The organism is Anaerotruncus colihominis (assembly GCF_010206195.1).
GTDB lineage: Bacteria > Bacillota > Clostridia > Oscillospirales > Ruminococcaceae > Anaerotruncus > Anaerotruncus colihominis_A.
Genome location: NZ_VIQT01000008.1, coordinates 23,464 through 49,422, shown reverse-complemented (window position 1 = coordinate 49,422; position 25,959 = coordinate 23,464). Strand labels below are relative to the sequence as shown.

The following is a 25,959-nucleotide window of genomic DNA, read 5'->3' as shown; positions in this document are numbered from 1 at the left end:
AACCTTTCAAATGCTTATTTTATCGTGAGCATCTCAATATTTTTGTTGGGGCAGCGGTTATAGCACATCCCGCAGGCGACGCACTGTGTCCGGTCGATCGCCAGCTTATCCGGTCCGATCACCAGCGGCGCAAAATCCGTACAGATGGTTTTGCAGAGCCGGCACCCTTCGCCGCAACCACAGTTTAAGCAGCGTCCTGCCTCGGCAGCCGCCTGCTCTTTTGATGCGATCATCGGCTCGTCCGGGCTTTCCCCGATATAACCGGCGCGCTTGAGGACCTGTTCGGCCGCAACAGGCACGGGGCGGGGCGACGGCTTCAGCACAGCCTTTTCCCCCATAACCCATTGATCCAGCTTGACCGCGGCGTTGTATCCGGACGCGGCGGCGGCGATGATGTTCGCGCCGCCGGCCGCGAACACGCCGTCGCCCGCGGCGGGCTGGACCGCCTCGCTTTGCGCCGACCATACGCTGCCGCATGGCAGGCTGACGCGGCTGCCGGCCGGGCCGGACAGAATCAGCGCCCCGTCCTCCAACGCGGCGGGCGCGTATCCGTTCAGGACGGTAATCCCTTCGCCGCGCAGCAGGGCGGCTTTCTTTTCAGGCATCGTCCCGGTTGGTATGACAACAGCGGCCGCCGCTCCCATATGCAGCGCGCAGCGCGCGCCGTCAGCGGCCGCCTGGGGCGGCCCGATCACGGCGGCCGTGCCGCAAAGGCTCTGCTCCCGCGCCATATCAAGAACAGAGCGGACGCCCTCCCCGCCGGGTAGCGCCGCCCAGGGGTTGACGCCGGTGCGGCCCACGGCTGCGCACACGCCCGCAAATCCATCCTTCAGCAGGCGCTGCGGGTCGGCCTGCACGCCGCAGCACAGCTCGATGCCGCTGCCGGCAACCGTTTCAAGGAGCGCCTTCAGGTTCTCCTCTGGGAGCTGTCCCGCCGCGACGGCGTCGTTGAGGCCGCCGCCCAAAGCGGCCGCCTGTTCAAAAATTGTGACAGCATAGCCCGCTTTTCTCAGCTCGTCGGCGCAGGCAAGCCCCGCGGGGCCGGACCCGATGACAGCGGCTCGCCGTCCGTTCTGCACAGCCTGCGCGGCCGCCGGCCGCCACCCCTCGGCCTTGCCCAGCTCCAGCACGAACCGTTTGAGCGCCTTGATGGCGACAGGCCGCCCGGTCCGTCCGCGTACGCAGGCGTCCTCGCACGGATGCGGGCAGATATAGGCGCAGGCGCCCTGTAGGACACCCTTGCCTGTAATCAGCTCGTAAGCGTGGTGAAAGTCGCCGCACGCAATCGACCGGACGTATGCCTGGACGGGAACATGGTGCGGACAGGCCGCCTTGCACGGCCCGGCAAGGTTCGGCTCCCGGATATGGGCATAACCGTCATGGAGCGTCAGCTCCGGCGCCGTCCTGACGGCGGACACCACCTTACCGCAGAAGTCGTCGACGGAGCCGTAGCCGTGCGTATCCATATAGTCCTTGAGCCCGCGGATCATGGGCCGGACAATATCATAGCCGCTGACGAGCGTTTCCGCGCAGACGCCGAGCAGGTTGCCGCCGCACAGGACCATCTCGACGGCGGAGCGCCAATCCGTGATGCCGCCCGCCGCCATCATCTTCGGCTCCATCCCGCAGACCTTGCGGATTTCATAGGCGTCGCGCTGCGCCAGCGGTTTCAGCCATGAGCCGCAGTAACAGCTCATACTGATCTCGTCCTGCAAATGATAAACTGCCCGGCCGGGATCGTCCAGATCGATGGGCGGCAGGCCGAGGCGGTTGCCCGTCGAACCGACCGCGTCGGCTCCCGCCGCATAGAGCGCGGCGGCGACCTGCGCAACCTCGCCACCCTCCGGTGTAAGTTTGATAAACAGCGGGATATGTATCTCCTTCTTGATCGCGCGGACGATCTCAGCCACCACACCAGCCTGGCGGCCGAGGCTGGCCCCCGTCTGCTGGCTGGTGCTGTCCGCGCCGCCCGAGGAGAGCGAAACATTGTACGACATATTCGGACAGCACATATTCAGTTCAATAATATCCGCGCCCACGGCCTCAAATTGTTTGGCCATATTGACCCACCCGGCGGCGCCGCGGTCGCCGGCGTAGGTGATATTGGCCATGAGGATCAAATCGTTTAACACCTTTTTGGCGTCCTCAATCAGTGTTAAGCCCTCCTGAAAGGTCAGGCGCTTTTCAGCGGTAAAGGCCAGGGCGTTTATCTCTTCAAAAAGCCCGTAGCGCGGCTTGCGGTTGATGTAGGGCGCGGGGTCGATAGACAGCTTGATGCTGGCGGCCGCCCATCCCGTTTCCTCGATACGCTGAAGCTGGCGGACGTTCTTTGTGGTCGGTCCGGAGGCCACATAAAAGGGGTTTTTAAATGTGACGCCGCCGACTTCGACAGGGATTCTGATATCCTCCACCATTTACGCCTCCCTTGGATTTTTGATATGCCTCCCCTCGCGGGCCGACTGGTAGATCAGGCTGACAAGCTCCATGGCGGCCAGCCCGTCCTCTCCGCGCAGGCCCGCGCGCGCCGGTTTTCCGGCGGCGATGCAGTCTATGAAATGTTCAATCTCGCTGACATATCCAAGATCGTATTTTTCATCCACAGCGGGGCGGGACCATCCTGTTGTAAGCTCCGCCTTTTCCACGGTGTAATCAAATCCGGGGATGGAAAAGCCGCGGATGGCGCTGGAGAACGTCAGATCCAGGTGCAGACATCCTTTTGTCCCATAAAAGTCGATGTTGTCCTCCATGCCGCCGGTGGTCACATAATTGGCTTCAAGCTCGGCCGTCGTCCCGTCGGCAAAGCGCACGAGCGCGCCGGCCCAGTCCTCGCCCTCCATGGATTTGTGCACAAGGTTTTGCTCCAGTCCGCCGGAGGTCAGGGCGGTCAGCTCGGTCCAGCGCCCTTCCTTCAGGGCCAGAAGCAGGCCCACGGGGTGGATGCCCAGATGAATCATTGCGCCGCCGCCGCAAAACCGCAGGGATTGGGCGAACGGGCTGTGCGACCCGCAGTGGCATTCGCGCGCGCGAATAAATTTCACATCTCCGATCGCGCCGCTTTTGACCAGCTCCAGCGCCTTGACAACAGTGGGGCAGCCGAGCCAGTCCTCGGCGTAATAAATGTTGCGGCCCGCGTCGCTTGCCGCCTTCACCATCTCGCGCGCCTCCTGCGGGGTGACGGCCAGGGGCTTTTCGCTGATAACATGGCGGCCGTGCCGCAGCGCGCACAGCGCGGCGTCCTTATGAAGGAAATTGGGCAGGCAGACGTCGACAACGTCGCAGTCCACGGTTTCGACGGCCGTCTCATAGTCTTCAAAAAATGCGCAGTCCGTAAAGCCATAGCGGGCGGCGAGGTCTTTTGCGCGGGCAATATCCTTATCCACGATCGCGGCGATCTGCGCCTTTTGCCGGACGCGCGCATAGCCGTCGGCGTGCAGATCGGCGGAAAAGGCCGCGCCGATCAGGATCACTCTTACTTTTTGCATCTGTAATCTCCTTAAAAGCTGCTGTATCCAAATGGTTTTTTGACCTGCATATAATCAAACGCCTGGTCCATCTCCCGTACCGCCAGCGCGGTGAACCGCTCAAGGATGCGCTTGCCCTTGTCTGCGGACGCTTTGCTCGGCTCGCCCCACACGCCGCTGGGGGATGCTCGAAAAATGCTGCCGTAGCCGAGATATGGCCGCTGGACGGCGGGTACAAAGTCGACCGCCCGTTCCATGTGGACCAGATTGGGGGCGATGTGCAGCATCAGGGATGTTTCCACTTCTCCCGCGTGCAGCTCCGTATTCGTCTCGGTGATTCCCTCGGCGGCGGCAACGCCGAACAGGCTGCAAATATCGATATTGACCGCCATGAAATCCGGGTTGTTCGTCGCGTTCACCTGGCGGATCACAGCAGGCAATACGAAAATGCCGCCGTGGCATTGAAGCGTGACCACGCGCCGGAAGCCCTGTTCCTTCAGGCTCATCAGCACGCTGTACAGCATGTGGTAAAAAACATCCGGGTCCATCCAGACGGCGCCTTTTTTGCCCATATGCTCCCGGCATGTGCTGACCGGCAGCGGCGGAATGGAAAACCCGCCCGCGGCCGCCGCGACCGCTTCGCCGAAGGCCGCCGCGATGCGGTAATCAGTCGACAGCGGCAGATGGGGCCCGTGCTGCTCAATGGAGCCGATGGGAATGATGGCCAGATCTGTATCCTGCGCGGTAAGCTCGTCGGCGGTCCTGTCAAAAAGCTGCATAGCTCCCCTCCTTACAGCAGGGATGCGCTGTCCGCATCGAGATAAAGCCGCGCGTTCCTATGCCTGCGCAGGGCGCTGGCGGGGCATCGCTCGCAGACAGGCCCGCGCAGCGCGTCCGCGATGGCCCGTGCCTTGCGCGCGGTCGGCACAACGGCGATCGCGTGCGGGATGTCCAGAATCTGGCTCATGGTGAGCGTAAGGGCCTGGCGGGGCACCTCGTCAATCGCGGCGAAGCAGCCGTCGTTCACCTGCTGCATCCGGCACACGTCGTCGAGGGAAACCACCTTGACACGCTTGGGGTCGTTAAAATCTGCCACGGCCGGGTCATTGAAGGCCAGGTGGCCGTTTTCACCCACGCCCAAAAGGATGAGATCGGGGGGATACTGCTCCAGCAGGGCGGCGTATTTTTGGCACATGGCTTCGGCTCCATCCGGCGGGCACGCCATATAAAACAGCTCCCCAAAGGGGACGCGGTCAAAAATCGCTCGGCGCAGGAAATTGCCGAAACCGGCGCTGTGCGCGGGATCCAGCCCGATATACTCGTCCTGGTGGAATCCCCGGACCCGCCGCCAGTCGATATCCTGCCCAAGCAGCGAAGCGATCAGGTCGTCCTGTGAAGGAGCCGCCGCGAACACGACGTTCGCTCCGCCTTTTCTGTCAATCGCTTCGCGGATGAGCCGGGCGGCCTCCCGGGCTGCGGCCGCGCCCATTTCGGCGCGTGTATCAAACACATAGACGGGCAGGCCGTCGATCATTTGCTGTTGCCTTTCCATCGTGAAAAGTCTCCTTTATCGTTGTTATTCTTCGCGCACGCCCAAATAGGCGGCTGCAATATCGGGATCGTCCAACATCTGGCTGCCCGGACCGGATTTGACCATACGGCCGTTTTCCAACACATAGGCATAGTCGCAGATGGACAGCGATTTTTTTGCGTTCTGCTCCACCAGGATGACGGTGATCCCCTCGTCCCGGATACGCCGGATGGTGTCGAACACCTCGCCGACAATGATCGGGGCAAGGCCCAGGGACGGTTCGTCGAGCAAAAGCAGCCGCGGCCTGCCCATCAGCCCCCGGCCAATCGCAAGCATCTGCTGCTCGCCGCCGGAGAGCGTCCCCGCGTCCTGTCCACGCCGCTCCCTCAGGCGCGGGAACAGCTCATACTGGCGCTCGATCAGCTCCCGCACCTGCCGCGCACTTGAATTTAAGTATGCGCCCAGCCGCAGGTTCTCCTCCACAGTCAGGCCCGCGAAGAGGCTGCGCCCCTCGGGCACCTGGATGACGCCCGCTGAAACGACGCGGTGGGAGGCGCCGGGCAGGCTTTTCCCATCGAAACGGATTGCGCCCGTGCGCTTGACCATCCCGGAAATGGCGCCCAGGGTTGTGCTTTTGCCCGCCCCGTTCGAACCAATGATGACAGTGATCTTTCCCTCCTCGGCGTCCATGTCCACACCGTGGATGGCTTCAATCTGTCCGTAGCTGACATGCAGGTCGCGGATTTCCAGCAGCGCCATCAGACTTCCTCCTCCCCCAGATATGCCGCCAAAACGGCGGGATCCTTCTGGATTTTGGCAGGCGGGCCTACAGCGATGGTCCTGCCGAAATCCTGCACATAGATCGTGTCACAAAGCGTCATAATCAGGTCCATACGGTGTTCAATAACCAGGATGGAGAGCCGAAACCGCTCCTTGATCAGACGGATGAAATCGATCAAAGCCAAAACCTCCTCCGGGTTCAGCCCCGCGGCCGGCTCGTCGAGCAGAAGAACGCGGGGGCGGCTGGCGATGGCGCGCGCGATTTCCACGCGCCTCTGGATGCCGTAGGGGAGGTTGGCGGGCCGCGCGCCGCTGTACTGCGAGAGGTTTAAAACCTCCAGACAGCGGGACGCCTCCCCAGCGATGCGCTGTTCCTCGCGCCGGCGGCGCGGCAGAAGGAGCATTGCCTCAAAGATGTTATACCGGCCCGCCTGGTCAAGCCCCACCTTGACGTTGTCGAGCACCGAAAGTCCGGCAAACAGGCGTGTATTCTGGAAGGTGCGCGAAAGCCCCATGCGGGCCACCTGCACCTGATCGCTCTCTGTGATATCGCGCCCCAGAAAGGTGACACGGCCCTCGCTGTAATCGTAGATATGGGAAAGCAGGTTGAAAATCGTGGTCTTTCCGGCGCCGTTGGGCCCGATGATGCCGCCCACTTCCCCCTCGCGCAGCTCCATGTTGAAGTCCTGCACGGCCTTGACGCCCCCAAAGCTTTTGGAAAGATGCTCTGTCTTTAAAAGGATGTCAGCCATCCGAACCGCCCTCCTTTTTGCGCCGCCCGGACAGACGCTCCCTGAGCCGGCTAAAGCTGATTTCGTGTTCGCCCATCAGGCCGGACGGACGGAAATTGATGATTAAAAGGATCAGGATACAGTAAAGAATGGTGCGGTATTCCTGTAAGCTCTGGCCGAACAGCGTGACATTTCGGAAAAACTCAGGCAGGCATTTGAGCAGCGCCGCGGAGATGACCGCACCGGTCAGGCTGTTGGTTCCGCCGAAAAACAAAAATATTTCCTGTTCCGAAGAAGCGGTCCAGCCGAACGATTCCGGCAGGAGCACGCGGTTTTGCAGCCCGTACAGAATCCCCGCAAGCCCCGCGATCACAGAGCCTAAGATATAAACCTTGATTTTCAGCTTGTACACGTCGATACCAAAGCTTTTGGCCGCGAGCTCGTCGTTTTTCAGCGCGATGCTCATGCGCCCATAGCGGGAATATTTCAGGTTGCGCACACAAAAAATGGAGAGCGCCGTCACAAGCAGCGCGAGCGGCAGCAGATGTTTCACCTTTGGGATTTTGGAAAAGCCCTGCGAACCGTTTGTGATATCGGAAAAGGTGATGAGCAGGGCGGTGATCGTCTGCCCCAGCCCCACTGAAATCAGCGAGAAATAATCCTTGCGCAGGCGGACAGTTGGCATGGCGGCCAGCCAGGCCACCAGCATGCAGGCGCCGATACCGCCCAGGCTCGTGATCCAAAAGGAAAGCCCTGTTTTTGCCGCCAGAATAAAGGTGATGTATGCGCCGATCGCCATATAGGCCGCCTGGCCCAGGCTGAACATGCCAGCAAGCCCGGTGAGCGCAAAAATGCCGGTGATGGCGATGATGGAGATGGACGCCTGAATCAGCAGGCCGACATAGTAGGAATTCATAGCATCGCCCCCTATACCTTATCCTGGGCAAATTTGCCCGAAATGCCCTGCGGACGCAGGAACAAAAATACCAGCATGATGCCGAACAGAATGGCCGGGGTCACGCTGGAACCCAGGAAATAGACCGAAACCATTTCGATCACGCCGAGCAGAATCGCCGCGATGATCGCGCCCGAAAGGCTGCCCAGGCCGCCGATGACCGAAGCGATAAAGCCCTTGACCATCATCGAGGATCCGAGAGCGGGGTAGACCGAATACTTGATGCCGAGCAGCGTACCCGACACACCGGCCAAAAAGCCGGCCAGCGCGAATGTAAAAAGCACAATAAAGCCGGAATTAATCCCCATCAGGCGCGAGGCCCTTGGGTTGATCGCGACGGCGCGGATCGCCAGACCAATCCTTGTCCGGTTGATTAACAGCATGAGCACGGCCAGCATGGCGATTGAAACCGCCAGTACGACCAAATCCATCATGGCAAACGACGCGCCCAGCAGGCGCACCGAGGCGACCTCGAACATACCCGGGAAGCCATAGGAGGTCTTGCCGAAAAAGACAGTGAGGATTTGTTCGATCAGAATAGCAAAGGTGATCGAGCCCACAAAGTAGTAGATGTTGGGGCTGTTGTTTTTGCGGATACGGCGGTAACACAGCGTATCGAGCAAAAGCGCCACGCCCAAGCTTACAGCCGCCGTGAAAAGGAGCGTAACCCACAGGGACGGCGGCGTTTCAAAGGATGCGTAAAAGAAATAAGCGATGTATGCAGCAGCGGAGATCATGCCGCCGTGGGCAAAATTTGAAAATTTGAGGATGCTGAACACCAGGGCGAAGCCCACGGCGATCAGCGCGTAAACCGCGCCGAGGGAAATGCCGTTGACAATCAATTGCAGGCTCAAGCAAACACCTCCTGACAGATTCGGGCTTGTTTGAAAACAGCCCCTGAGGGCGCCGGCATAAAGCGGCGGGACAAAACCGCCCGCCGCTTTACGGCCGTTTTTATTTTACTGATCCCACTCCTCGCTCAGGGTATAGGCGTCGATTATTTTCACCGAAAAGTTCTCGTCATACTCAGCGATCAGCATGGGCATACCGAGCGTGCGGTGGGTTTTAGGATTGATGGTGATGGGCCCGGCCGCGCCTGGGGCGTCCTTCACCTCGACAAGCGCGGCGGCGACCGCCGGCCCGTCATACGGATCGTCAACAGCCTTCAGCGCCTCGGCCAGAACCATGGTGGCGTCATAGCCGAAGCAGGCGTTGGCAATTGGGTACTTGACTCCCGTTTCCTCCATGTATTTCTGCACAATGGCATAGGAGGGATCGTCCGGATTCTCCATATCCACATTTTGCAGGAAATAAGTATCGTACACCTTTGTTTTCACCAGTGTGTTAAAAGGCGCCTGAAACGTGTTGTTTCCAAGTACAATCCCCTGGTAGCCCGCCTCGCGCAGATAATCGTAGCACAGGGCGTTGTCGGCCGCATAATTGCAGATGAACACAGCGTCCGGATTGGCCTGCGCCAGCTTGACGGCCTGCGCGCGGTAATCCACATCGCCGGTCTGGAAGGATTCCTCGGCCAAAACCTGACCGCCGTTTTTTGTGATATAGTCGGCAAACGGCTCGGCATGCATCACCGCATAGGAAAGCCCGGCGTTATAAAAGGTGCCGACGGTTTTAATACCCAGCTTTTCCAGGGCGTATGCCGCGATGGAGTACGATTGCTGCGCGCAGCCCGGCTCCGCCAGGAACATGTATGGGTACGGCTCGCCGGTATTTTCATTCGTGGTGCAGCGTTCATCCATAAAGTGCCCTACAATTGGCATTTCGTCCTCTGTGGACAGATCCACCCACGCCAGGGCCGGGTTGGAAAGCGGGGGGCCGACGATTGCAGCGACGTTCTTTTCATCCACCAGCAGGCGGTAGCAGTTGACGCCCTCCTGCACATCGTTTTTGCAGTCCATCGCGATCACCTCGAGCGGACGTCCGTTGACGCCGCCCTGTTCGTTGATGACGCGCACCGCGTATTCAACACCCCAGGCGTTGGCGGTACCGGCCTCGGAAGCGCCGCCGGACAAATCCTGAATCGTACCGATAAGGATTGCGTCTTCATTTCCGGCGGCGGGTTCGCCCCCATTGGATCCGGCTGCGCCGGCGGTTTGCGAGGGGGCGTCGCTCTGGCTGCCGTTACCGGCGGCGGAACATCCGGCCAGCGCGCCAAAGGTGAGGCAGGCCGCCAGGATGCCCGCGAGCGTCTTGTTTTTCATTGCGTGCGTCCTCCTTTAAAAAGTTACTTTTTATTTCTGCATGACCGTCATGCGGAACAAAGCATGCTTGGTAAATGTTTTCTTAATCATCACATTTGCCAAAGCAGCCAAAATCCACCAGTTGAGGTCAATTGCACCAATTTTTTGTTCAATATCCGTGTGTTTCTAGCTTTATTATACGATCATTTTAGAAAATTGCAAGCTAATTTTCAGAAAAAATAAGAAAAATTTTAGAAATCGTTTACTAAAATATTGACTTTTACATACTTTACTCCCTATAATGAAAAGCAGATACACAGAGAATTGATGTGCAACCAGGCTTGTTCGAAAACAGAGAGGTTTCCTGATTTTCACAAGCATCCCCTATCCTTAAATCGTAATTGTCGGGAGGCACGCGCATGGAAATCGGCGTCATCGGCGCGCAGAGCAAGCACACCGAGCTTTTCTGTTCCCTGATCAATACCTCGCCCCTGTTTCCTGGGATGCAGGCCGTTTGCCTCTGGGGCGGCGACTGCCCCGAACGAATCGGCTGGTGTATGTCCCAGGGTGGACTTCAGACGCTCTGCGGCCAGCCCGAGGAGGTCATCGAACGCAGCGACGGCGTGATTATCACGCTGCGCCGTGGCGAAACGCACAAAGCGCTCGCTTTGGCCTGCCTGCGCGCCGGCAAACCGGTTTTCGTTGATAAACCGTTTTGCGACTGTACGCCGGACGCCGCCGAGATGATCAACCTGTCCAAGCAGTGCGGCACGCCGCTGACCGGCGGCTCAACACTCTGCTTTCTTCCGCAGATCGCGGAGCTTCGCGAACGGGCGCGCCACTGCCGCAGCCTGACAATTTCCTACACGGCCGATTGCGATTCACCCTTTGGCGGCTGGAATTTTTACGGCAGCCATCTGGCCGACCTGTGCTCCGCAATCTGTGGCTGCGCAGCCGAAACGGTTTCGGCGCGGCGCGCCGGCAGTCAGATGGACGTGCTCGTACAGTATCCCAACCGGGACGTTCTGCTCCATTCCGATCCCGCGCTCACCGAACCGGCCGTGACCTTCCACAGCTGGGACGAGGAGTACTGCCCGCTGGGCGACTTCGACCGCTGTTATGAATACGGAATGCGCGCATTCCGTGACATGATGGAATCCGGCGTCGGCCAGGGCGCGCAGCGGCTTTTATTTTCCACACGCCTGTTGGAGGCAATCGGCCGCTCCCTGCGGGAGGCGCGGCCTATCCCGCTTATATAAGAACCTGTATTCACAGCCGCAAAACGCCGCCCAGGCGGGCCCTTTGCCCCGCGCCACAGCAAAAAAAAGCAGGGGCGCCGCCCCTGCTTTGTATGTTTCTTATTCTGCCTGCCCACGCAGATCGCGGACACTTTGGCGCTCGATCAGGATCGGTTGCAGGCTCATGTTTAAATTCAAACTCTTGCTGCCGTCGCCCAGCTGATCGATCAGCATCATGGCGGCCAACCGCCCCGTTTCATAGGACGGGCAGCGGATCGTCGTAATTGGAGGCATAAAGCTCTCGGCAAACGGGATATCGTCAAAGCCGACGACCGACAGATCCTCTGGGACGCGCACGCCGCTGCGGCGCAGCTCTGCGATGACGCCAAAGGCCACCATGTCGTTGACACAGAACACTGCGGTCGCATCCGCCTGGCGTTCCAATATCTGCTGTGCAACGCTGCACCCCGCGTCCATCTCATAGCTGCCGCTCTCTACCGCTTCCACCGGCTCGCTGATAAAGACCAGCCCAGCGGCTTCATCCTGAAAACCCTGCTCCGCCATTTCCTCGCGGTAGCCCTTGAGGACCGCCTTACGCGTCCAACGCGTCAACGGCGTAGAGGCGAATGCAATCCGCCTGTGTCCTTTCTCCGCCAGATGCCGCACAGCCATGCGCGCACCCAGCTCGGAATCATAGTTGATGCAGGCGCACTCCTCGCGTTCAAACCGTTGATCCAACTGCACAAACTTCATGCCGCGGGCCAGAAAATCCGCGACAGAGCTGTGCTCCTCGTCCGCCGACGAGAGGATCACGCCCTGCACCTGCCGGGCGTAAAGCTGCTCTAAAAACGCGCGCTCCCGCTCCACGCTGCGGGCGGAGTTGCAGAGGATCATGTGGTAATTGCGATCGTAGCAGACCGCTGAAATCCCCTGGATGGTCTGCATATAAAAAGGGTTTGTAATGTTGGGAACGACCAGGCCAATATCGCGGCTTCCGCCGCCGCGCAGCTTTTGAGCCGCCGCGGAAGGAACATAGGAAAGCGCCTCAGCCGCCGCGAGCACCCGTTTGCGAAGCTGCGCGGTAACGCCATAGCCCGAATCCCCCAGCACACGCGAGACCGTCGCCACACTCGTCTGTGCAAGCTCCGCCACGTCCTTGATGGTTGCCCGGCCCTTCTTCGCGTCCTTCTGCGCCATCCGTCCCACCCCTTGTCCAATGATCCTTTTTATTTTACCCGTTTTTAATCAAACGCGCAATACCAAAGCGTCCAAAAGCGTCATGCGGCGCGCCCGGCGGGCCGCGCCGCAAATCTGAATAAAAGGAGCTTCTCTTATGAATTCTTCACAGGAACTGCTGGAACGCATCACACGCCCTTCGCCCCGCCTGATCGAGGACATCGGCCGGCTGTCAGGCGACATCATGATTGTGGGCGCGGGCGGCAAGGTGGGACCGAGCCTCGCCGTCACAGCCCGGCGCGCCTGCGAGGCCGCGGGGCTTGCCAAGCGCATTCTCGCGGTCTCAAAGCTCGACGATCCCGCTGCCGCGGAAACCATGCGCCAATGGGGCGTGCAGGTCGTGGAAGCCGATCTTTTGGATCCGGCGCAGCTGGACTCCCTGCCGGAAATGGACAACATCCTCTTTCTGGCGGGACGCAAATTCGGCACCTATAAAAACCAGGCGGACACCTGGGCGGCCAACGTGCTGCTTCCCGCCAAAATCTGCGAGCGGTTTCCAAAGGCCGGCATCGTCGCTTTCTCCACCGGCAACGTCTACGGCGACCGCCCCGCCCGCTGCGGCGGCTCCGTGGAAACCGACGCGCCCAATCCGGACGGCGAATACGGCCAGACCTGTCTGGGGCGGGAGCGGGTATTTTCCTATTACGCCAAACGAAACAAAACCCGCAGCCTGATGTTTCGTCTCAATTATGCGGTCGATCTGCGCTATGGTGTTCTGTATGATATCGCCAAAAGCGTCCGGGACGGCGTCCCTATCAAGCTGGGGCGCAGCATCCTCAACTGCATCTGGCAGGGGGATGTCTGCGAATACGCCATCCGCGCGCTGCTCCACGTGGACGTGCCTCCCGCTGTCCTGAACGTGACCGGACCGGAAACATTTTCCACACGCTGGGCGGCCGGACGTTTCGGCGAGCTGTTGGGGCGCGCGCCCCTTTATGAAGGCGAGGAGCAAGACGGCGGTATCTTCAGCAATTCATCGAAGCTGATGGGGCTGATGGGATATCCCTCTGTTTGCCTGGATCAAATGATACGCTGGCAGGCGCAGTGGATTTTGGATGGCGGCGCCTCAATTGCCGCGCCCACACACTTCGATGCGGCCGACGGGATCTATTAGGGCTTGTTTTGATTTTTCAAACAGCCCCTGACCCTTTACGCCGCTTTTCCATTGGTCCGTGACACAGCGGCATTTTCAAGACGCCCCTTGTCAACAAATCTGATATGTATCAAAGAAGGAGGAAGGATTCAAATGGCAGACTTTCACATCAAGGGCAAGACAGCTGTTATCACAGGAGCCAGCGGCGTTTTATGTTCCACACTCGCCCGCGAACTGGCGGCGCATGGAGCCAAAATCGCGCTGCTGGATATTGCGCCCGAGCGCGCCGAACAGCTCGCCGGGCAGATCAATAGCGCCAGCGCAGAGGCGGTCAGCCTTCGCTGCGATGTTTTGAACCGCGAAAGCATTGAGAAAGCAGGACAGGCGGTTATCGACCGCTTTGGCGGCGTTGATATCCTGATCAACGGGGCGGGCGGCAACAAGCCTGCCGCTACGGCAAGCCCTGAACTGAACTTTTTTGATCTTCCGGCCGACGCAATTTCCTGGGTGCTCAACCTGAATCTGATGGGTACAGTTTATCCGACCCAGGTCTTTGGCCAGTTCATGTCCAAGCAGGGCAGCGGTTGTGTCGTCAACATCTCCTCGATGGCGGCGTTCACGCCGCTGACAAACACTGTAGCCTACAGCGCCGCAAAGGCGGCCGTCTCCAATTTTACCCAATGGATGGCCGTCTACTTCAGTCAGAACTGTTCTCCCAAAATCCGTGTGAACGCCATCGCCCCCGGATTTTTGCTCACGCAGCAGAATGATTATCTGTTGAAAAATCCGGACGGAAGTGATACGGAGCGCGGCCGCAAAATCATTGCCGGCACACCTATGGGCCGCTACGGCGCACCTGAAGAACTTGCGGGCGCGGTGATTTTTCTTTGCTCTCCCGCCGCCAGCTTTATCACAGGCGCGGTTTTGCCCATCGACGGCGGATTCAGCGCCTATTGCGGCGTATAAACGATATAGGTACAGCAATAAAGACAGCCCGGCGCCCGGATTGGCAATACAATCCGGGCGCCGGGCTGTTCAATGGGTGCAATGTCTGCTTAATAATTTTCCGCCTTGACCTCAAACCAGCTCTGCGGCTTTTCGCAGACCGGACAGGCCTGGGGCGGCTGCGCGCCTTCATAGACATGGCCGCAGTTGAGGCAGATCCAGGTGACGCTTTCCTGTTTTTTGAAAACAGTCCCATTGTCGACATTGGCTTTCAGCGTTTCATAGCGTTCCATGTGTTCTTTTTCAATCTTGGCGACCAGCTCGAACAGCGCGGCGATCTTTGTAAAGCCCTCCTCGCGCGCCTCTTTGGCGAAAGTCGGATACATTGTCTCGTATTCATACCGTTCGCCGCCGGCGGCCTCCAACAGGTTTTCACCCGTGGCCGGCATCCCATTGTGCAGCAGCTTGAACCAGATTTCAGCATGCTCCTTTTCGTTGTTGGCCGTCTCGAGAAACAGGTTGCCGATCTGTTCAAAACCGTCCGCCTTCGCCTTCGCGCCGTAAAATGTATACTTATTGCGCGCCTGCGATTCGCCCGCGAACGCTGCCATCAGATTTGCTTCCGTCTTTGAACCCTTGAGAATTTTTTGCATGACCATCGTCTCCTTTACAGATTGGATGGCATTATCTTTCCCATTTTCCCCCTTGCTCATTCCCGATTCCCGGCCTTTTTGTAAAAGGGGCTCGACGAAAGACTTCTTACCTTTTTTGAAAAAAAGGTAAGCCAAAAAACTTTAGTCGGCTGTGCCGCAAACAGTGGGGCGGGTTCCAGTATTTTTACAGGCTGTACCGCGAACAGTGGGGCGGGGCCTGCACAAGACAAAACGCATACAAGCGGGCTAAACGAAGAAAAAGGAACGATTGTCCACAGCGCGCATAGTCGCAAGCATCCCATCAAGATGATCGTATTCATGCTGAAGCAGCTCGGCCAAATCGCCTTCAAAATACAGCTTCTGCTCGTTCCATTCGAGATCACGAAAACGGACTGTACAGCGTTTAAACCGCATGACGCGCACCAAAAGCCCCGGAAAGGACATACAATCGTCCAGCACTTCCATCTGTTCGCCGTCAGGAAACGACAGCACCGGATTGATCAGAACAATCGTTCGATCGGTTTGCAGATAAATCATACGTTTCTGCACCCCAATCTGCGGGGCGGCGATTGCGCGGCCCGCCTGATGCCGTTTTCGGTAATCGAGCAGCGTATCGCGAAGGTCAACGGCAACGGCGCGCATCCGTTCCAGCTCATCGTTTGTAACGGGCGCGCTTTTTTCGTAGAGCGCCGGGTTGCCAAGACGCAAAATTTCACGTACCATTCCAAGCTTCTCCTATCCTTGCAAGAATCGTTTTCAGCATATCCTCCTTGGGCGCGCTCGGATCAGCGTCCGAGGGCAGGTTTTGCTTACTCCTTTTCAGCAGCCTTTTTCTGTGCGGCCGCCTCCAAAATATCCTCAAGATTGTCCAAAACAAACTGCTGTGCCGCACGGTTAAAGAGATTCACCAGATAGGTGTCGCCCCGTTCGTTTGTGCGCTCCTCGCGCGAGATACCAAGCTGAACGCCTGCCTGTGTTGGCACACGGGTGCGGCTTGCTTCGGGCTTTTCCAAAAAGCCCATCTCCTCCAGGCCGTCGGCAACCCTGGCGAATGTGAGCTGTGTCTCGCTGGTCAGAACTGTGACATTGTTAATTTGCTTGACAAAGCCAGTCAAGGGAATTGGTTCGTCAAGCACGCGCACGCGCGTTTTTTGCTCGGACGTAATGGTAAACGGCGGCTTTCTTGGCGCTTTGCGCCGGCCGACCGTACCGCCGTTTTCGATGACCTGTTCCAGAACGCCGGATACATAAGCAAAACAGCGCGACAACCGGACATTGCTTAACACGCCGTCAAGCGGAAGCGCCGAACCGCTGATCGGATCGATTCCTCTTGACAGCTTGTCAAGATACATCTTTGCACGTTTCATCGTATCAAGCTCGTTCATACAGCTTCCACCTCTTAAATTCCCCAAAATTGTACTATATTCCTATTTTTGCAGCTTGCTGGAAATCAGTTTCATTATACCATTGCAGCCTGTAAAAGACAATTGCCGCCAATTGCTGCATTGCTCTGATTATTTTTTAACAGCGCCCGAAAAAACAGGCGTGCTATAAAAAAAAAGAACACAGGCAAGCTGTGTTCTTTAGGACAATCTATTGCATCCTGTTTCTCAATACAAAATTAACTGAACTCCACAAAAGAATACTGTACGTAATCAGGCCGGTAATGAGATATCTTATCTTTGCAGGCCTTTTATTCTCACGGTCCCGAAAGAATTCAAAAACTGTGTAGCCAATCATCATCAGCCATCCGCACGTAGTCATAACCAAAGCAGGCGTTCCACAGATCGACGGCCAAAAGTGGGACAGAGCCAACAGCACCGCGGCCGCCTTATAGATATAGGAGAATACTTTTCCTTTCGGCTGCAAGTTCAAAGCTCTATCGATTCACTCCCTTGCAGGCGCATCGGATATGACCCCTCATAATACTCATGGAAGGTGCCTAAATAGGTCGTTTTCCCATTGCTCACGGCATATGCCTTAACCGTATAATGCGATTGGAAATAGGCGAAGGTACCATCTGAATAATGCGCTTCTCTATACTCCTTTTGAACCGTGCCATATGTATAACAGTCCGGCCAGGCAATCGCAATTGCAGATAAAGCGCCGGAAATTTCCCCGCCAATTGATCGCGCGGCACTCGGCGGCAAACAAAAAGATATTGCCCCTGTTATTGTGCTGGTGGCTGAAGCTAGCGATTTTATGTCGGTGCTCCAACTCTCATTCCCATTTCCAAACCAGGGGCCATACGTGATACCGCTTGCCCGTGTATCTGCATCAAATGATTCTGTGGGTTCTCCGGGAGCAGCAGCGAACACACTTCCGGTCATAAAGGTGGTAATCATGACAAGTACAATAAGACTCGAAATAAGCTTTTTCATTTTACCACTCCTTCTTTTCATGTCGGTTGCCTGCTTTGATGTGTCTTTATTATATCCTTTATTTTCCTATTTGTCAATTATTTTGTATAATTTGTTTTAATTGTTAATTACAACAGTTATCTATGCACAAATCAAAATAGAATCATGTGCTGAATTTACTATTCCAAATTCTGGATTGGTATTTTTTGAATCAGCGCGCGCGGGATATTTTTTTCCGGAAAGCGAACACTAACACAGCATATGAATCTTGAAACGAGGGATGAAACCTATGAATATGACACCGGAAGAATACAACGAACTTACAAAACAAAGCTCGCCGCGTTCGCCGTTTATCAAGGATTTTCTTATGGCGTTCGCTATTGGAGGACTGATCTGCGCGCTCGGACAGGCGATTATGATGGCCTACCAGTCGGCCGGTATGACCGAGGAGGTTTCCGGAAGCGTCACCTCTGTAACGCTGGTTTTCCTATCCATTTTATTAACTGGCTTTAATGTATATCCAAAAATCGCCAAATTCGGCGGCGCGGGTACGCTTGTGCCAATCACAGGCTTTGCAAACGCCGTGGCCTCGCCGGCGCTGGAATTCAAAAGCGAGGGCCTGGTGCTCGGCCTGGCGGCAAAAATGTTTGTAATTGCCGGTCCGGTCATCGTCTACGGCACCTGCGCCAGCATTGTTTACGGGCTGATTATTTATCTGTTCGGACTGTATTGAGGAGGGGCATTTATGGCAAAGCGTAAAGGAACCTATACCGTTGTGTTTGATGAACCAATCAGCGTGCGGGCCTCTGCGGCCGTCGGCTCCAAAAAGGAATCGGAGGGACCGATTGGCCACGCATTCGATGTGATCAATGAGGACGACTACTTCGGCGAAAAAACATGGGAAAAAGCCGAAAGCCGTATGCAACAGACTGCGATCCAAACGGCGCTCGACAAAGCAAAGTATCAGCCTTCCGATATCAACTGTGTATTTGCAGGCGATTTGATGAACCAATGCGTCGGCTCAACATATGGCCTGCGCTCCTTCGGCATCCCGTTTGTCGGATTGTTCGGGGCCTGCTCCACTATGGCGGAAAGCCTGATGGCCGCGTCTGTTTTTCTTGACAGCGGCGCAGCGGGCCGGGCGGTCGCATGTACCTCGTCACATTTCTGCACAGCTGAACGGCAGTTCCGCCTACCTCTTGAATATGGCGGCCAACGCACGCCAACCGCGCAGTGGACCGCAACCGCCGCCGGCGCGGCTGTCCTTGAAAAAGGCGATACGCCGCCTTTTATCCACGCGGCGACGATCGGCACCATTGAGGATCTTGGAATCACCGACCCCAACAACATGGGCGCCGCCATGGCGCCGGCTGCAGCCGCAACAATCAAGCGGTTTTTCGATGACACCGGCACAAAACCAAATGATTATGACCTTGTGATCACCGGCGACCTTGGCAAAGTGGGCGGCACCATCCTGCGCGACCTGCTGCGGCGTGACGGCTATGATCTTGAACATTGCCAAACCGACTGCGGGCTGATGCTGTACGACCTTGAAAAACAGGATGTACACGCCGGTGCAAGCGGCTGCGGATGCAGCGCGTCCGTCATGTGCGGGCATATCCTGCCGCTGATGCATGCCGGTCAACTGCATGATATCCTGTTTATCGCAACCGGCGCGCTGATGAATACAACTGTGGTGCAACAGGGCGAGAGCATCGCCTCGATTGCACATCTCGTTTACCTTTCATCCAAAAAGAAAGGAGGGCTTGTTTCATGACGATTTTAATCGCACTGCTCAAAGCGTTTCTTGTCGGCGGGCTGATCTGCGCCATCGGCCAAATCTTCATCGATTATACAAAGCTGACGCCCGCGCGTATCCTGACCGGCTATGTGGTGGCAGGCGTGATTCTCGGCGGCGGCGGCCTTTATCCCAAGATTGTCGAATTTGCGGGCGCGGGCGCGACGGTCCCCCTGCTCGGCTTTGGCAATACGCTCGCCAAAGGCGTGCGCGAGGCCATCCAGGAGGAGGGCCTGCTCGGCGTATTGACCGGAGGGCTTGGCGCGACAGCCGCCGGGATCGCCGCCGCTGTCTTTTTCTCTCTGATCATCGCCCTGATCTTTAAGCCAAAAAGCAAAAGCTGAGGCTAAGGCGCGCGCAATCCGTACACGGATTGCGCGCGCCAGTACGTTTTGGGGTAAACCGTCAAGCCGTGCCCGCCCCAGGATTTGGTTCATAGTGGGGCGGCCCGGCCGCCCCACTCTTTACGGCACAACCGATAGAATTCCGGAAGCCGCCCCACTGTTCGCGGCGCAGCCTATTTCTACGCAGCGCCAAACCCACTATTCGCGGCGCAGCCTGTAAAAATACTGGAACCTGCCCCGCTATTCGCGGCGCAGCCGACTAAAGTTTTTTGCCGAGGCTTTTTTTCAAAAAAGCCGGAAAGTTTTTCGCCGAGGCCTTTTTTCAAAAAGGCCTCAGCTTTTTTCAAAAAAGCGGGAAAGCTGTTCGTAGGCGGGCGCTGGGACGCCAAGATCGCGCGCAATGCGCGCCGGCTCAAAGATGAGGCCGTCAATTTCGCTGTCGCCGCCTTTTTTCAGGTCCTTCTGCATTGACGCGGTCGCGTCAGGGGAAAGCGCGTCAAGACGCCGGAGCGAATTTTCAACCATATCGTCAGGGAAGCTGTATCCGCGCTTATCCGCAATGGCCTGGAGCTCGCGGACAAGTTCAACAAACAGATCCCGTCCTTTTCCCGGCGCGGCCAGCTGGCCGGCCGTCATGTCGTAATAAGCGCCGGCCGCGGCCAGTGGCGATACAAACATAAACTTGCGAAACGCGTCGCGCCGGATATCATCCGATACGACAGCATCGATACTTGCAGCACGCAGCTCGTCGGCGATTTTATCGAGCCGCTCGTCCGGCTCATTTGTGTCGCGCTGTCCATAAATAATACGAAACAGATCGCCGGTCTGTGTGATTTGACCCGGAGCGCTGATGTACGCGCCGATGTAGATACAGCCGTCGAGCACCAGGCGTCCAGGCAGGCGCGGCGCGAGACGCTCGCCCGTGCCGACGATGTTGAGCACCGGTATGACGACGCTGTGTTCGTCCGCAACACGGTTGATCAGCGGCACAACCGCCTCAAGCGAATAGCCCTTCACACAAACAAATACCACGTCCGCGCGGCCGGTAAATTCATCGGCTGTGCACGCCTTGGGATGGACGCACAGCTCGTCGCCGCGGCGCGTTTTATAAAGGCGAAGCCCCCTAAAACGGATTTCTTCCAGATGCTTGCCGCGCGCGATCAGCGTTACGTCAAATCCCGCGTCCGCCAGATAACCGCCGATGCAGCCTCCTACGCCTCCGGCTCCAATCACCAGATATGTCATGCAGATTACCCCTCTCCTGCTTTCAGCGCGCGCAGCCGGCGCATAGCGAGCTGCGCGTCGAGCATACCGGATTTGTACAGGCTTTCAAGACGCCGCAGATCCTTTTCAAACCGGCCGATTTCAACAGGCCGCGAAGGCGCGATGACGAGAGCCGTACCGTCGCGCTCAAGCCTCCGTATAAAATCAAGCGTCTCATTATAAATTTCATGGCGGCGGTCGAGCGCGGCGGCCATCATTGGATGGTCGCGGAACAAACGATGATACAGTGTCCGGAAATGCTCGGGCGCTTTTTGATAGGAACGGTCGCGTGTGAGCACAATGACAAGGCGGCCGCACCCATCGGCAAGCGCGCGGCGAACCGGAATCGGGTCGCTTGTGCCGCCGTCCAGATAGCGTCCGCCGCGAAACGATACAACCGGCGAAAAGCCTGGGATTGACGACGAAGCCCGCCATAGCGTGCTGTCGCCCGGCGAAGCCGCCGATTTGTCAAAGTAAACCGGCATACCTGTTTCAATATCGGTTACACCTGTGACCATTTCAATAGGCGAGGCTAAAAACGCCTCATAGTCGAAGGGGTCAAGGCGGTTTGGTATTTCATCAAAAATAAAATCCATCCCAAACATGGATTTTGTCTTGATAAAGCTGTCCAGCCCAACATACCGTTTGTCGTTTAAATATCCGGTATTGATGCGGTAGCTGCGTCCGCGCTGGCCGGAGATATACGACACAGCGCTGCACGCGCCGGCCGACACACCGATTACATAATCCGGATACCAATCGTTGTCCATCATACAGTCAAGCACACCGTTCGTATACAGGCCGCGCATACCGCCGCCCTCCAGCACCAGACCAATCTTCATACGGGGACCTTCTTTCCTGATTCAAAAACCGTCTGCAAAATCTCAGAGTAAATCAAGCTCCACAGGACAGTGATCGCTGCCCAGCACGTCCGCGCGGATACGGCTGTCATGAACCGCTCCGCGCAGGCGTTCGGAAACGATAAAATAATCGATGCGCCAGCCCGCGTTTGTATCGCGCGCATGGCGCATATAGGACCACCAGGTATATGCGCCTGTCATATCGGGATAAAGCGCCCGGAAGGTATCGACAAAGCCACCCGCAAGCAGCTCTGTCATTTTAGCGCGTTCCTCGTCGGAAAACCCGGCGTTGCGGCGGTTTGTTTTCGGATTTTTCAGGTCGATCTCCTGATGCGCGACATTCAGGTCGCCGCACAGCACAACCGGCTTTTTTGCGTCGAGCGACAAAAGATAAGCATGGAAATCATCCTCCCATTTCATCCGATACTCCAGCCGCGCCAACCCGCGCTGCGCATTGGGCGTATAGCAGTTGACAAGATAAAACGGTTCGAATTCCGCGGTGATCACACGCCCCTCGCGGTCGTGCTCGGCCATACCAATGCCATAAGTTACGTCCAGCGGCGGCACACGCGTAAAAACAGCCGTGCCGGAATACCCCTTTTTTTCTGCGCTGTTCCAGTACTGCTGATAGCCGGGCAGCTCCAGATCGGCCTGTTCCTGCTGCATCTTCGTCTCCTGAAGACAGACGGCATCCGCGTCCGCCGCGCTGAAAAATCCGAGGAATCCCTTCCCCAAACAGGCCCGCAGGCCGTTGACGTTCCATGAAACCAGCTTCATAAGCTCCTCCCGGGACCGGCGTCCCCTATATCTTATTTTGTCCCGCGCCGTTGACGTACAGCCGCATCCGCGCTATGATAAGGCTGCTTACACATAAGCGATCGGGGGATTTTATCATGAAAATCATTGAAGCGCCGGGCGACCGATGGGCATACCGCGACTTACTTCTGCTCGCCGACCCATCCGAAGAAATGATCGGCCGTTATCTGCCGGACGGCTTTCTGTTGGCCGCGTATGAGGGCGGCGCAGCCGTCGGCGTACTGTCCGCCGTGCCCATCGAAAACGGCTGGGAGCTGAAAAACATCGCGGTCGCGCCGGCGTTTCAGCGGCGCGGCGTCGGCCGCGCGCTGATCAACGCGGCGCTCGCGCGCCTGCCCGCCGGCACGCGTGTGCTGGTCGGCACAGGTGAAACGTCCGCATCCTCCGCCTTTTACAGCGCGTGCGGCTTTACGCTATCCCACCGCGTGAAAAACTTCTTTACCGACAACTACCCGCATCCCATCTGGGACGACGGCGTCCTGCTGACCGACATGGTCTATTTTTCCCGGCTTTTTTGAAAAAAAGCCTCGGCAAAAAACTTTCCGGCCTTTTTGAAAAAAGGCCTCAGCGAAAAACTTTCCGGCCTTTTTGAAAAAAGGCCTCGGCGAAAAACTTTCCGGCCTTTTTGAAAAAAGGCCTCGGCGAAAAACTTAGTTCGGCTGCGCCGCGAACAGTGGGGCAGGTTCCAGTATTTTTACAGGCTGCGCCGCGAACAGTGGGGTGGGCGCTGCGCGTATACGGGCTGTGCCTGCCCCGGGGTTGGGTCCATGGGATAGGGGCGGCCCGCCCCTTTCGGACGTACCGGCGTGCGCCCGATACGATCGCGCCAGGCAGAGGTGGGGATAACATAAGGGGAGGGGTCGCTCGACCCTCCCCTTGTGAGGCGCGCTGAGGGGCGCTGCCGCGGCTTGTCCGCGCCCGGCAGGGCGGCAATTGCCGCCCTGCCGGAAAGCCCCGAATAGCCGGCCGGGCAAGCGTAGCGGCCGGCGGTGAGCGACCCGCGCACGGGTCGCGCGCGCCCTCCCGGCGGTGAGCAATCCGCGCACGGATTGCTCACGCCCCAGCGCCTGCTTGATGCCTTTTAAGCGCGTGAGCCTCCTAGAAAAGCCGCAGCAAAAGCATATAAACGGCCGTGGAAACACCGATGGAAAGCAGGTTGCTGCGTTTCCAGACATGGATTGCGACGGTCAGAAGCACGGCGATAATCTCCGGCGCGCCAAAGGGGACGGATGTAAAATCGACGCCGCGCAGGCAGTAGACCATCAGGATTGCGATGATGGCATACGGCAGCACGCGTCCGAGATAAATCACCCCACTGGAAACAGGACGGCCGTCCCTGAACAGCAAAAACGGCAGCGCGCGGCACAGGACGGTAACGCCGGCAACCGTAAAAATCACAGCCAGCGCTTGAAAGGGCGTCAGCGGCATATTGCATCGCCTCCCTCCCGCGAACCATCCAGGCGTTTTTCTAACGGACGGCGGCCGGCCAACAGCACGCCGACGGTCAAAAGCAGCGCCGGTGGCAGAAAACCGTCTGCTCCGAATAAAAGCAGGCAGACCAATGCGCATCCAAGCCCTGTCAGGGCGGGGATGTGCGTTTTTGAGTCAAGCCACTGCTCAACAAAAATGACGATAAACAGAGCGGTCATTGCAAAATCGATGCCTGTGGAATCAAATGGGATCAGCTCGCCGACCGTCGCGCCGATCACGCCTCCGGCGACCCAATAGCACTGGTTGAGCAGGGCGATCATCAGATAAAACCGTCCCCGCGGCGTTGCTTCAGGCGGCTTGATCGAACAAAAAAGGGAATAGGTTTCATCGGTGAGTGCAAAAATCAGATAGAGCTTTCGCACTCCAAGGCCCTTGAACGCTTCGATCAGCGACAGGCCGTAAAAAGCGTGGCGGATTTGAACGGCAATCGTCACGACAATCACATGCAAAAAACCTGGCCAGCCCGCGAGCAGTCCGACCAGGACAAACTGCATCGAACCGGAATAGACAGTCAGGCTTGACAAAAAGGCCCACAACACGCCATAACCTGTCTTTTGCAGCAGCAGGCCGAACGCCATGCCGACAAACACATATCCGAAAAAGATCGGCGCAGTCGCGGCCGCAGCCGCCCGCAGCGCCCTGGTAAAACTATCTGACATCGCCCTGAAAGCGCCCCCCGCCAAGGCCGCGCAGCGGCCCGAAATGATACGCGCACTGTGGAAAACAATGTCATTCTAGCATACGGAGTGAAAAAAAACAACGTATTTCAAAAATTTATTGCTTTAAATCGATTTGCAAAAACGGTTCCGGCATCCTGCAAAACGGCAGGGCCTCATGCGGAGGAAGACGACGCCCCGTCCTCCGCCGCGTCGAGCACCTGTTTGATGATGTTTTCCATCATCTGCTTGGTCATCGCTCCCGGCGCGTAACCAAAGATATTGCCCTGCGCATCGATTAAAAAGGTGGTTGGGAAAGCGCTGATAAAATAATCGGAAAAAACGCTGCCCGTCGTGTCATACGCGCTTGGGAACGTATAGCCGTTATCCGTTAAAAACTGCGCGATCTCCTCGGGCGATCCGTCCTGTCCATATGGATTTTCATCCGTCTTTGGATTTGTCACGCCCAAAAATACAACGTCGCCGGTATTTTGCCCATATTCGTTGTAAAGCTCCTCGATATGCGGCATCTCCTGCCGGCACGGCGGGCACCAGGTCGCCCAGAAGTTGAGGAACACAACCTTGCCCTTGTAATCGGACAGGGTATGCGTGTTTCCATACTGATCGGTCAGCGTAAAATCAAACGCCGGGATGGCAGCGGGCTGTTCCGACGCGGAGGAGGAAGGCGCCTGCGCGCCGGGCTCCTCCGCGGACGGTCCGGACTGCTCCGGCATGGCCTGCGAGGATGCTGCGGAGGCCGCCTCTTCATTTGAAGCAGGCGGCGCGCCGAACGAGCTTAAATAGCCGGTGACGCCGTTCATCCATCCGGTAAACGTCATGACGCCGATTAAAATGAGCAGCACGCCGCCCGCCTTGATGGTATAGCGCATGAGCTTCTTATGGCTGCGCAGGAAATTGAGCGCCTGTGTTGTAAACAGTCCAAGCGCCAGAAACGGCAGGACAAAACCGGCCGCATAGAGCAAAACCAGCAGGTTGCCGGTCGCGGCGCTTTTCGCGCCGGAGGCGAGAATCAGCACAGAGGAAAGCGCCGGGCCGACGCATGGCGTCCAGGCAAAGGAAAATGTAAAGCCCATCACGAACGCCACAGCCGGATTCATCCGCCTACCCGCCATATTCAGATGGAAACGCCGCTCCCGCTGCAAAAACGGCAGCTCGAAAAAGCCGACCTGCACAAGGCCCAGCAAAACGATCACCACGCCGCCGATACGGGCAAACAATGTTTTATGGCCGGAAAAAAATGTCCCGATCGCCGTAAACGAAAGCCCAAGCAAAAAAAACGCGAACGACACGCCGAGGATAAAAAAAACGGTGTGCAGCATCACACGGCCACGGTGATAGACTGGCGCGCCTGTTTCATCGCGATCGGCGCTGCCCGCCAGGTAGCTGACATAAATCGGGATCAGGGGGATGACACACGGCGAGAAAAAGGATAGAAGTCCTTCAATGAATACAAGGGCGAAGCTGATATGCCCGCCTGCCAGTAAGCTCTGCATATGATTCCTCCTGTGGATTGTTAGGGATATTATACA

Annotated in this window: 27 protein-coding genes; 7 read left to right on the top strand and 20 right to left on the bottom strand. The window is 57.4% G+C overall.

Features of this window, described 5'->3' with window-relative positions:
- Nucleotides 1-14 precede the first annotated feature (14 nt).
- The 9 genes from FMM72_RS03725 to FMM72_RS03685 all read right to left on the bottom strand — a co-directional run bounded on the left by FMM72_RS03725 (nucleotide 15) and on the right by FMM72_RS03685 (nucleotide 9,677).
- The gene (locus FMM72_RS03725) at nucleotides 15-2,414 is read right to left on the bottom strand and encodes an NAD(P)-binding protein (RefSeq protein WP_162220637.1); all 2,400 of its coding nucleotides are present in this window, start codon (nucleotides 2,412-2,414) and stop codon (nucleotides 15-17) included.
- A complete protein-coding gene (locus FMM72_RS03720) occupies nucleotides 2,415-3,482 on the bottom strand; it encodes a Gfo/Idh/MocA family protein (RefSeq protein ID WP_162220636.1) in 1,068 nt (355 codons plus the stop codon).
- Nucleotides 3,483-3,493: 11 nt separating this feature from the next.
- Nucleotides 3,494-4,240: a creatininase family protein gene (locus tag FMM72_RS03715; RefSeq protein ID WP_162220635.1), complete on the bottom strand. Its 747-nt coding sequence runs from the start codon at nucleotides 4,238-4,240 to the stop codon at nucleotides 3,494-3,496.
- Between the two features lie 11 nt (nucleotides 4,241-4,251).
- Nucleotides 4,252-5,013, bottom strand: coding sequence for a 6-phosphogluconolactonase (locus FMM72_RS03710; protein WP_160209487.1), 762 nt, complete (start codon nucleotides 5,011-5,013; stop codon nucleotides 4,252-4,254).
- 24 nt (nucleotides 5,014-5,037) lie between these two features.
- On the bottom strand, nucleotides 5,038-5,751 hold the full coding sequence (locus FMM72_RS03705) for an ABC transporter ATP-binding protein (protein ID WP_162220634.1): 714 nt from the start codon (nucleotides 5,749-5,751) through the stop codon (nucleotides 5,038-5,040).
- A complete protein-coding gene (locus tag FMM72_RS03700; protein ID WP_160209489.1) occupies nucleotides 5,751-6,524 on the bottom strand; it encodes an ABC transporter ATP-binding protein in 774 nt (257 codons plus the stop codon). Before FMM72_RS03700 ends, FMM72_RS03705 begins: the two co-directional genes overlap by 1 nt.
- Nucleotides 6,517-7,419: a branched-chain amino acid ABC transporter permease gene (locus FMM72_RS03695; protein ID WP_160209490.1), complete on the bottom strand. Its 903-nt coding sequence runs from the start codon at nucleotides 7,417-7,419 to the stop codon at nucleotides 6,517-6,519. Before FMM72_RS03695 ends, FMM72_RS03700 begins: the two co-directional genes overlap by 8 nt.
- 11 nt (nucleotides 7,420-7,430) lie before the next feature.
- Nucleotides 7,431-8,312 carry a branched-chain amino acid ABC transporter permease gene (locus tag FMM72_RS03690; RefSeq protein ID WP_160209491.1) on the bottom strand — a complete coding sequence of 294 codons (882 nt, stop codon included), beginning with the start codon at nucleotides 8,310-8,312 and terminating at the stop codon, nucleotides 7,431-7,433.
- 105 nt (nucleotides 8,313-8,417) lie between these two features.
- Nucleotides 8,418-9,677: an ABC transporter substrate-binding protein gene (locus tag FMM72_RS03685; protein ID WP_160209492.1), complete on the bottom strand. Its 1,260-nt coding sequence runs from the start codon at nucleotides 9,675-9,677 to the stop codon at nucleotides 8,418-8,420.
- Nucleotides 9,678-10,075: 398 nt separating this feature from the next.
- On the opposite strand from FMM72_RS03685, the gene FMM72_RS03680 reads away from it, so the two are divergent.
- On the top strand, nucleotides 10,076-10,915 hold the full coding sequence (locus FMM72_RS03680) for a Gfo/Idh/MocA family oxidoreductase (protein ID WP_160209493.1): 840 nt from the start codon (nucleotides 10,076-10,078) through the stop codon (nucleotides 10,913-10,915).
- Nucleotides 10,916-11,014: 99 nt separating this feature from the next.
- Here FMM72_RS03680 and FMM72_RS03675 read toward each other — a convergent pair whose 3' ends face one another.
- A complete protein-coding gene (locus FMM72_RS03675) occupies nucleotides 11,015-12,091 on the bottom strand; it encodes a LacI family DNA-binding transcriptional regulator (protein ID WP_160209494.1) in 1,077 nt (358 codons plus the stop codon).
- 136 nt (nucleotides 12,092-12,227) lie between these two features.
- On the opposite strand from FMM72_RS03675, the gene FMM72_RS03670 reads away from it, so the two are divergent.
- Nucleotides 12,228-13,244 (top strand): NAD-dependent epimerase/dehydratase family protein, encoded by a 1,017-nt coding sequence (locus tag FMM72_RS03670; protein ID WP_160209495.1) that lies wholly within the window; start codon nucleotides 12,228-12,230, stop codon nucleotides 13,242-13,244.
- 132 nt (nucleotides 13,245-13,376) lie between these two features.
- Nucleotides 13,377-14,189: an SDR family oxidoreductase gene (locus FMM72_RS03665; RefSeq protein WP_162220633.1), complete on the top strand. Its 813-nt coding sequence runs from the start codon at nucleotides 13,377-13,379 to the stop codon at nucleotides 14,187-14,189.
- An 89-nt stretch (nucleotides 14,190-14,278) separates the two neighbouring features.
- Here the strand turns inward: FMM72_RS03665 and rbr are convergent, their stop codons facing one another.
- From rbr to FMM72_RS03645, 4 genes are all read right to left on the bottom strand, one after another.
- On the bottom strand, nucleotides 14,279-14,827 hold the full coding sequence (gene rbr / locus FMM72_RS03660; protein ID WP_162220684.1) for a rubrerythrin: 549 nt from the start codon (nucleotides 14,825-14,827) through the stop codon (nucleotides 14,279-14,281).
- A 240-nt stretch (nucleotides 14,828-15,067) separates the two neighbouring features.
- A complete protein-coding gene (locus FMM72_RS03655; RefSeq protein WP_162220632.1) occupies nucleotides 15,068-15,544 on the bottom strand; it encodes a peptide deformylase in 477 nt (158 codons plus the stop codon).
- A gap of 86 nt (nucleotides 15,545-15,630) precedes the next feature.
- Nucleotides 15,631-16,206, bottom strand: coding sequence for a hypothetical protein (locus tag FMM72_RS03650; RefSeq protein WP_160209497.1), 576 nt, complete (start codon nucleotides 16,204-16,206; stop codon nucleotides 15,631-15,633).
- Between the two features lie 486 nt (nucleotides 16,207-16,692).
- Nucleotides 16,693-17,202, bottom strand: coding sequence for a hypothetical protein (locus tag FMM72_RS03645; RefSeq protein ID WP_162220631.1), 510 nt, complete (start codon nucleotides 17,200-17,202; stop codon nucleotides 16,693-16,695).
- 268 nt (nucleotides 17,203-17,470) lie between these two features.
- Here FMM72_RS03645 and spoVAC point away from each other — a divergent pair, with 268 nt between their 5' ends.
- From spoVAC to spoVAE, 3 genes are read left to right on the top strand one after another with little or no spacing between them, the layout of a single operon-like run.
- Entirely contained in the window at nucleotides 17,471-17,914 is a 444-nt protein-coding gene (gene spoVAC, locus FMM72_RS03640) for a stage V sporulation protein AC (RefSeq protein ID WP_369883066.1), read from the top strand.
- Between the two features lie 12 nt (nucleotides 17,915-17,926).
- Nucleotides 17,927-18,958 (top strand): stage V sporulation protein AD, encoded by a 1,032-nt coding sequence (gene spoVAD, locus FMM72_RS03635; protein ID WP_162220630.1) that lies wholly within the window; start codon nucleotides 17,927-17,929, stop codon nucleotides 18,956-18,958.
- The gene (spoVAE, locus tag FMM72_RS03630; RefSeq protein WP_207710304.1) at nucleotides 18,955-19,323 is read left to right on the top strand and encodes a stage V sporulation protein AE; all 369 of its coding nucleotides are present in this window, start codon (nucleotides 18,955-18,957) and stop codon (nucleotides 19,321-19,323) included. Before spoVAD ends, spoVAE begins: the two co-directional genes overlap by 4 nt.
- Before the next feature lie 333 nt (nucleotides 19,324-19,656).
- Here spoVAE and FMM72_RS03625 read toward each other — a convergent pair whose 3' ends face one another.
- From FMM72_RS03625 to FMM72_RS03615, 3 genes are read right to left on the bottom strand one after another with little or no spacing between them, the layout of a single operon-like run.
- On the bottom strand, nucleotides 19,657-20,568 hold the full coding sequence (locus FMM72_RS03625; RefSeq protein ID WP_162220629.1) for a ketopantoate reductase family protein: 912 nt from the start codon (nucleotides 20,566-20,568) through the stop codon (nucleotides 19,657-19,659).
- Between the two features lie 5 nt (nucleotides 20,569-20,573).
- On the bottom strand, nucleotides 20,574-21,428 hold the full coding sequence (locus FMM72_RS03620; protein WP_160209502.1) for a patatin-like phospholipase family protein: 855 nt from the start codon (nucleotides 21,426-21,428) through the stop codon (nucleotides 20,574-20,576).
- A 42-nt stretch (nucleotides 21,429-21,470) separates the two neighbouring features.
- The gene (locus tag FMM72_RS03615; RefSeq protein WP_162220628.1) at nucleotides 21,471-22,223 is read right to left on the bottom strand and encodes an exodeoxyribonuclease III; all 753 of its coding nucleotides are present in this window, start codon (nucleotides 22,221-22,223) and stop codon (nucleotides 21,471-21,473) included.
- Nucleotides 22,224-22,339: 116 nt separating this feature from the next.
- Between FMM72_RS03615 and FMM72_RS03610 the strand changes: the two genes are divergently transcribed.
- Nucleotides 22,340-22,780, top strand: a complete 441-nt coding sequence (locus tag FMM72_RS03610; protein WP_162220627.1) for a GNAT family N-acetyltransferase — start codon at nucleotides 22,340-22,342, stop codon at nucleotides 22,778-22,780.
- A gap of 580 nt (nucleotides 22,781-23,360) precedes the next feature.
- Here the strand turns inward: FMM72_RS03610 and FMM72_RS03605 are convergent.
- The 3 genes from FMM72_RS03605 to FMM72_RS03595 all read right to left on the bottom strand — a co-directional run bounded on the left by FMM72_RS03605 (nucleotide 23,361) and on the right by FMM72_RS03595 (nucleotide 25,923).
- Nucleotides 23,361-23,690: a branched-chain amino acid transporter permease gene (locus tag FMM72_RS03605; protein WP_162220626.1), complete on the bottom strand. Its 330-nt coding sequence runs from the start codon at nucleotides 23,688-23,690 to the stop codon at nucleotides 23,361-23,363.
- Nucleotides 23,681-24,412: an AzlC family ABC transporter permease gene (locus FMM72_RS03600; RefSeq protein ID WP_162220625.1), complete on the bottom strand. Its 732-nt coding sequence runs from the start codon at nucleotides 24,410-24,412 to the stop codon at nucleotides 23,681-23,683. Before FMM72_RS03600 ends, FMM72_RS03605 begins: the two co-directional genes overlap by 10 nt.
- Nucleotides 24,413-24,585: 173 nt before the next feature.
- Nucleotides 24,586-25,923: a cytochrome c biogenesis protein CcdA gene (locus FMM72_RS03595; RefSeq protein ID WP_162220624.1), complete on the bottom strand. Its 1,338-nt coding sequence runs from the start codon at nucleotides 25,921-25,923 to the stop codon at nucleotides 24,586-24,588.
- Nucleotides 25,924-25,959 lie beyond the last annotated feature (36 nt).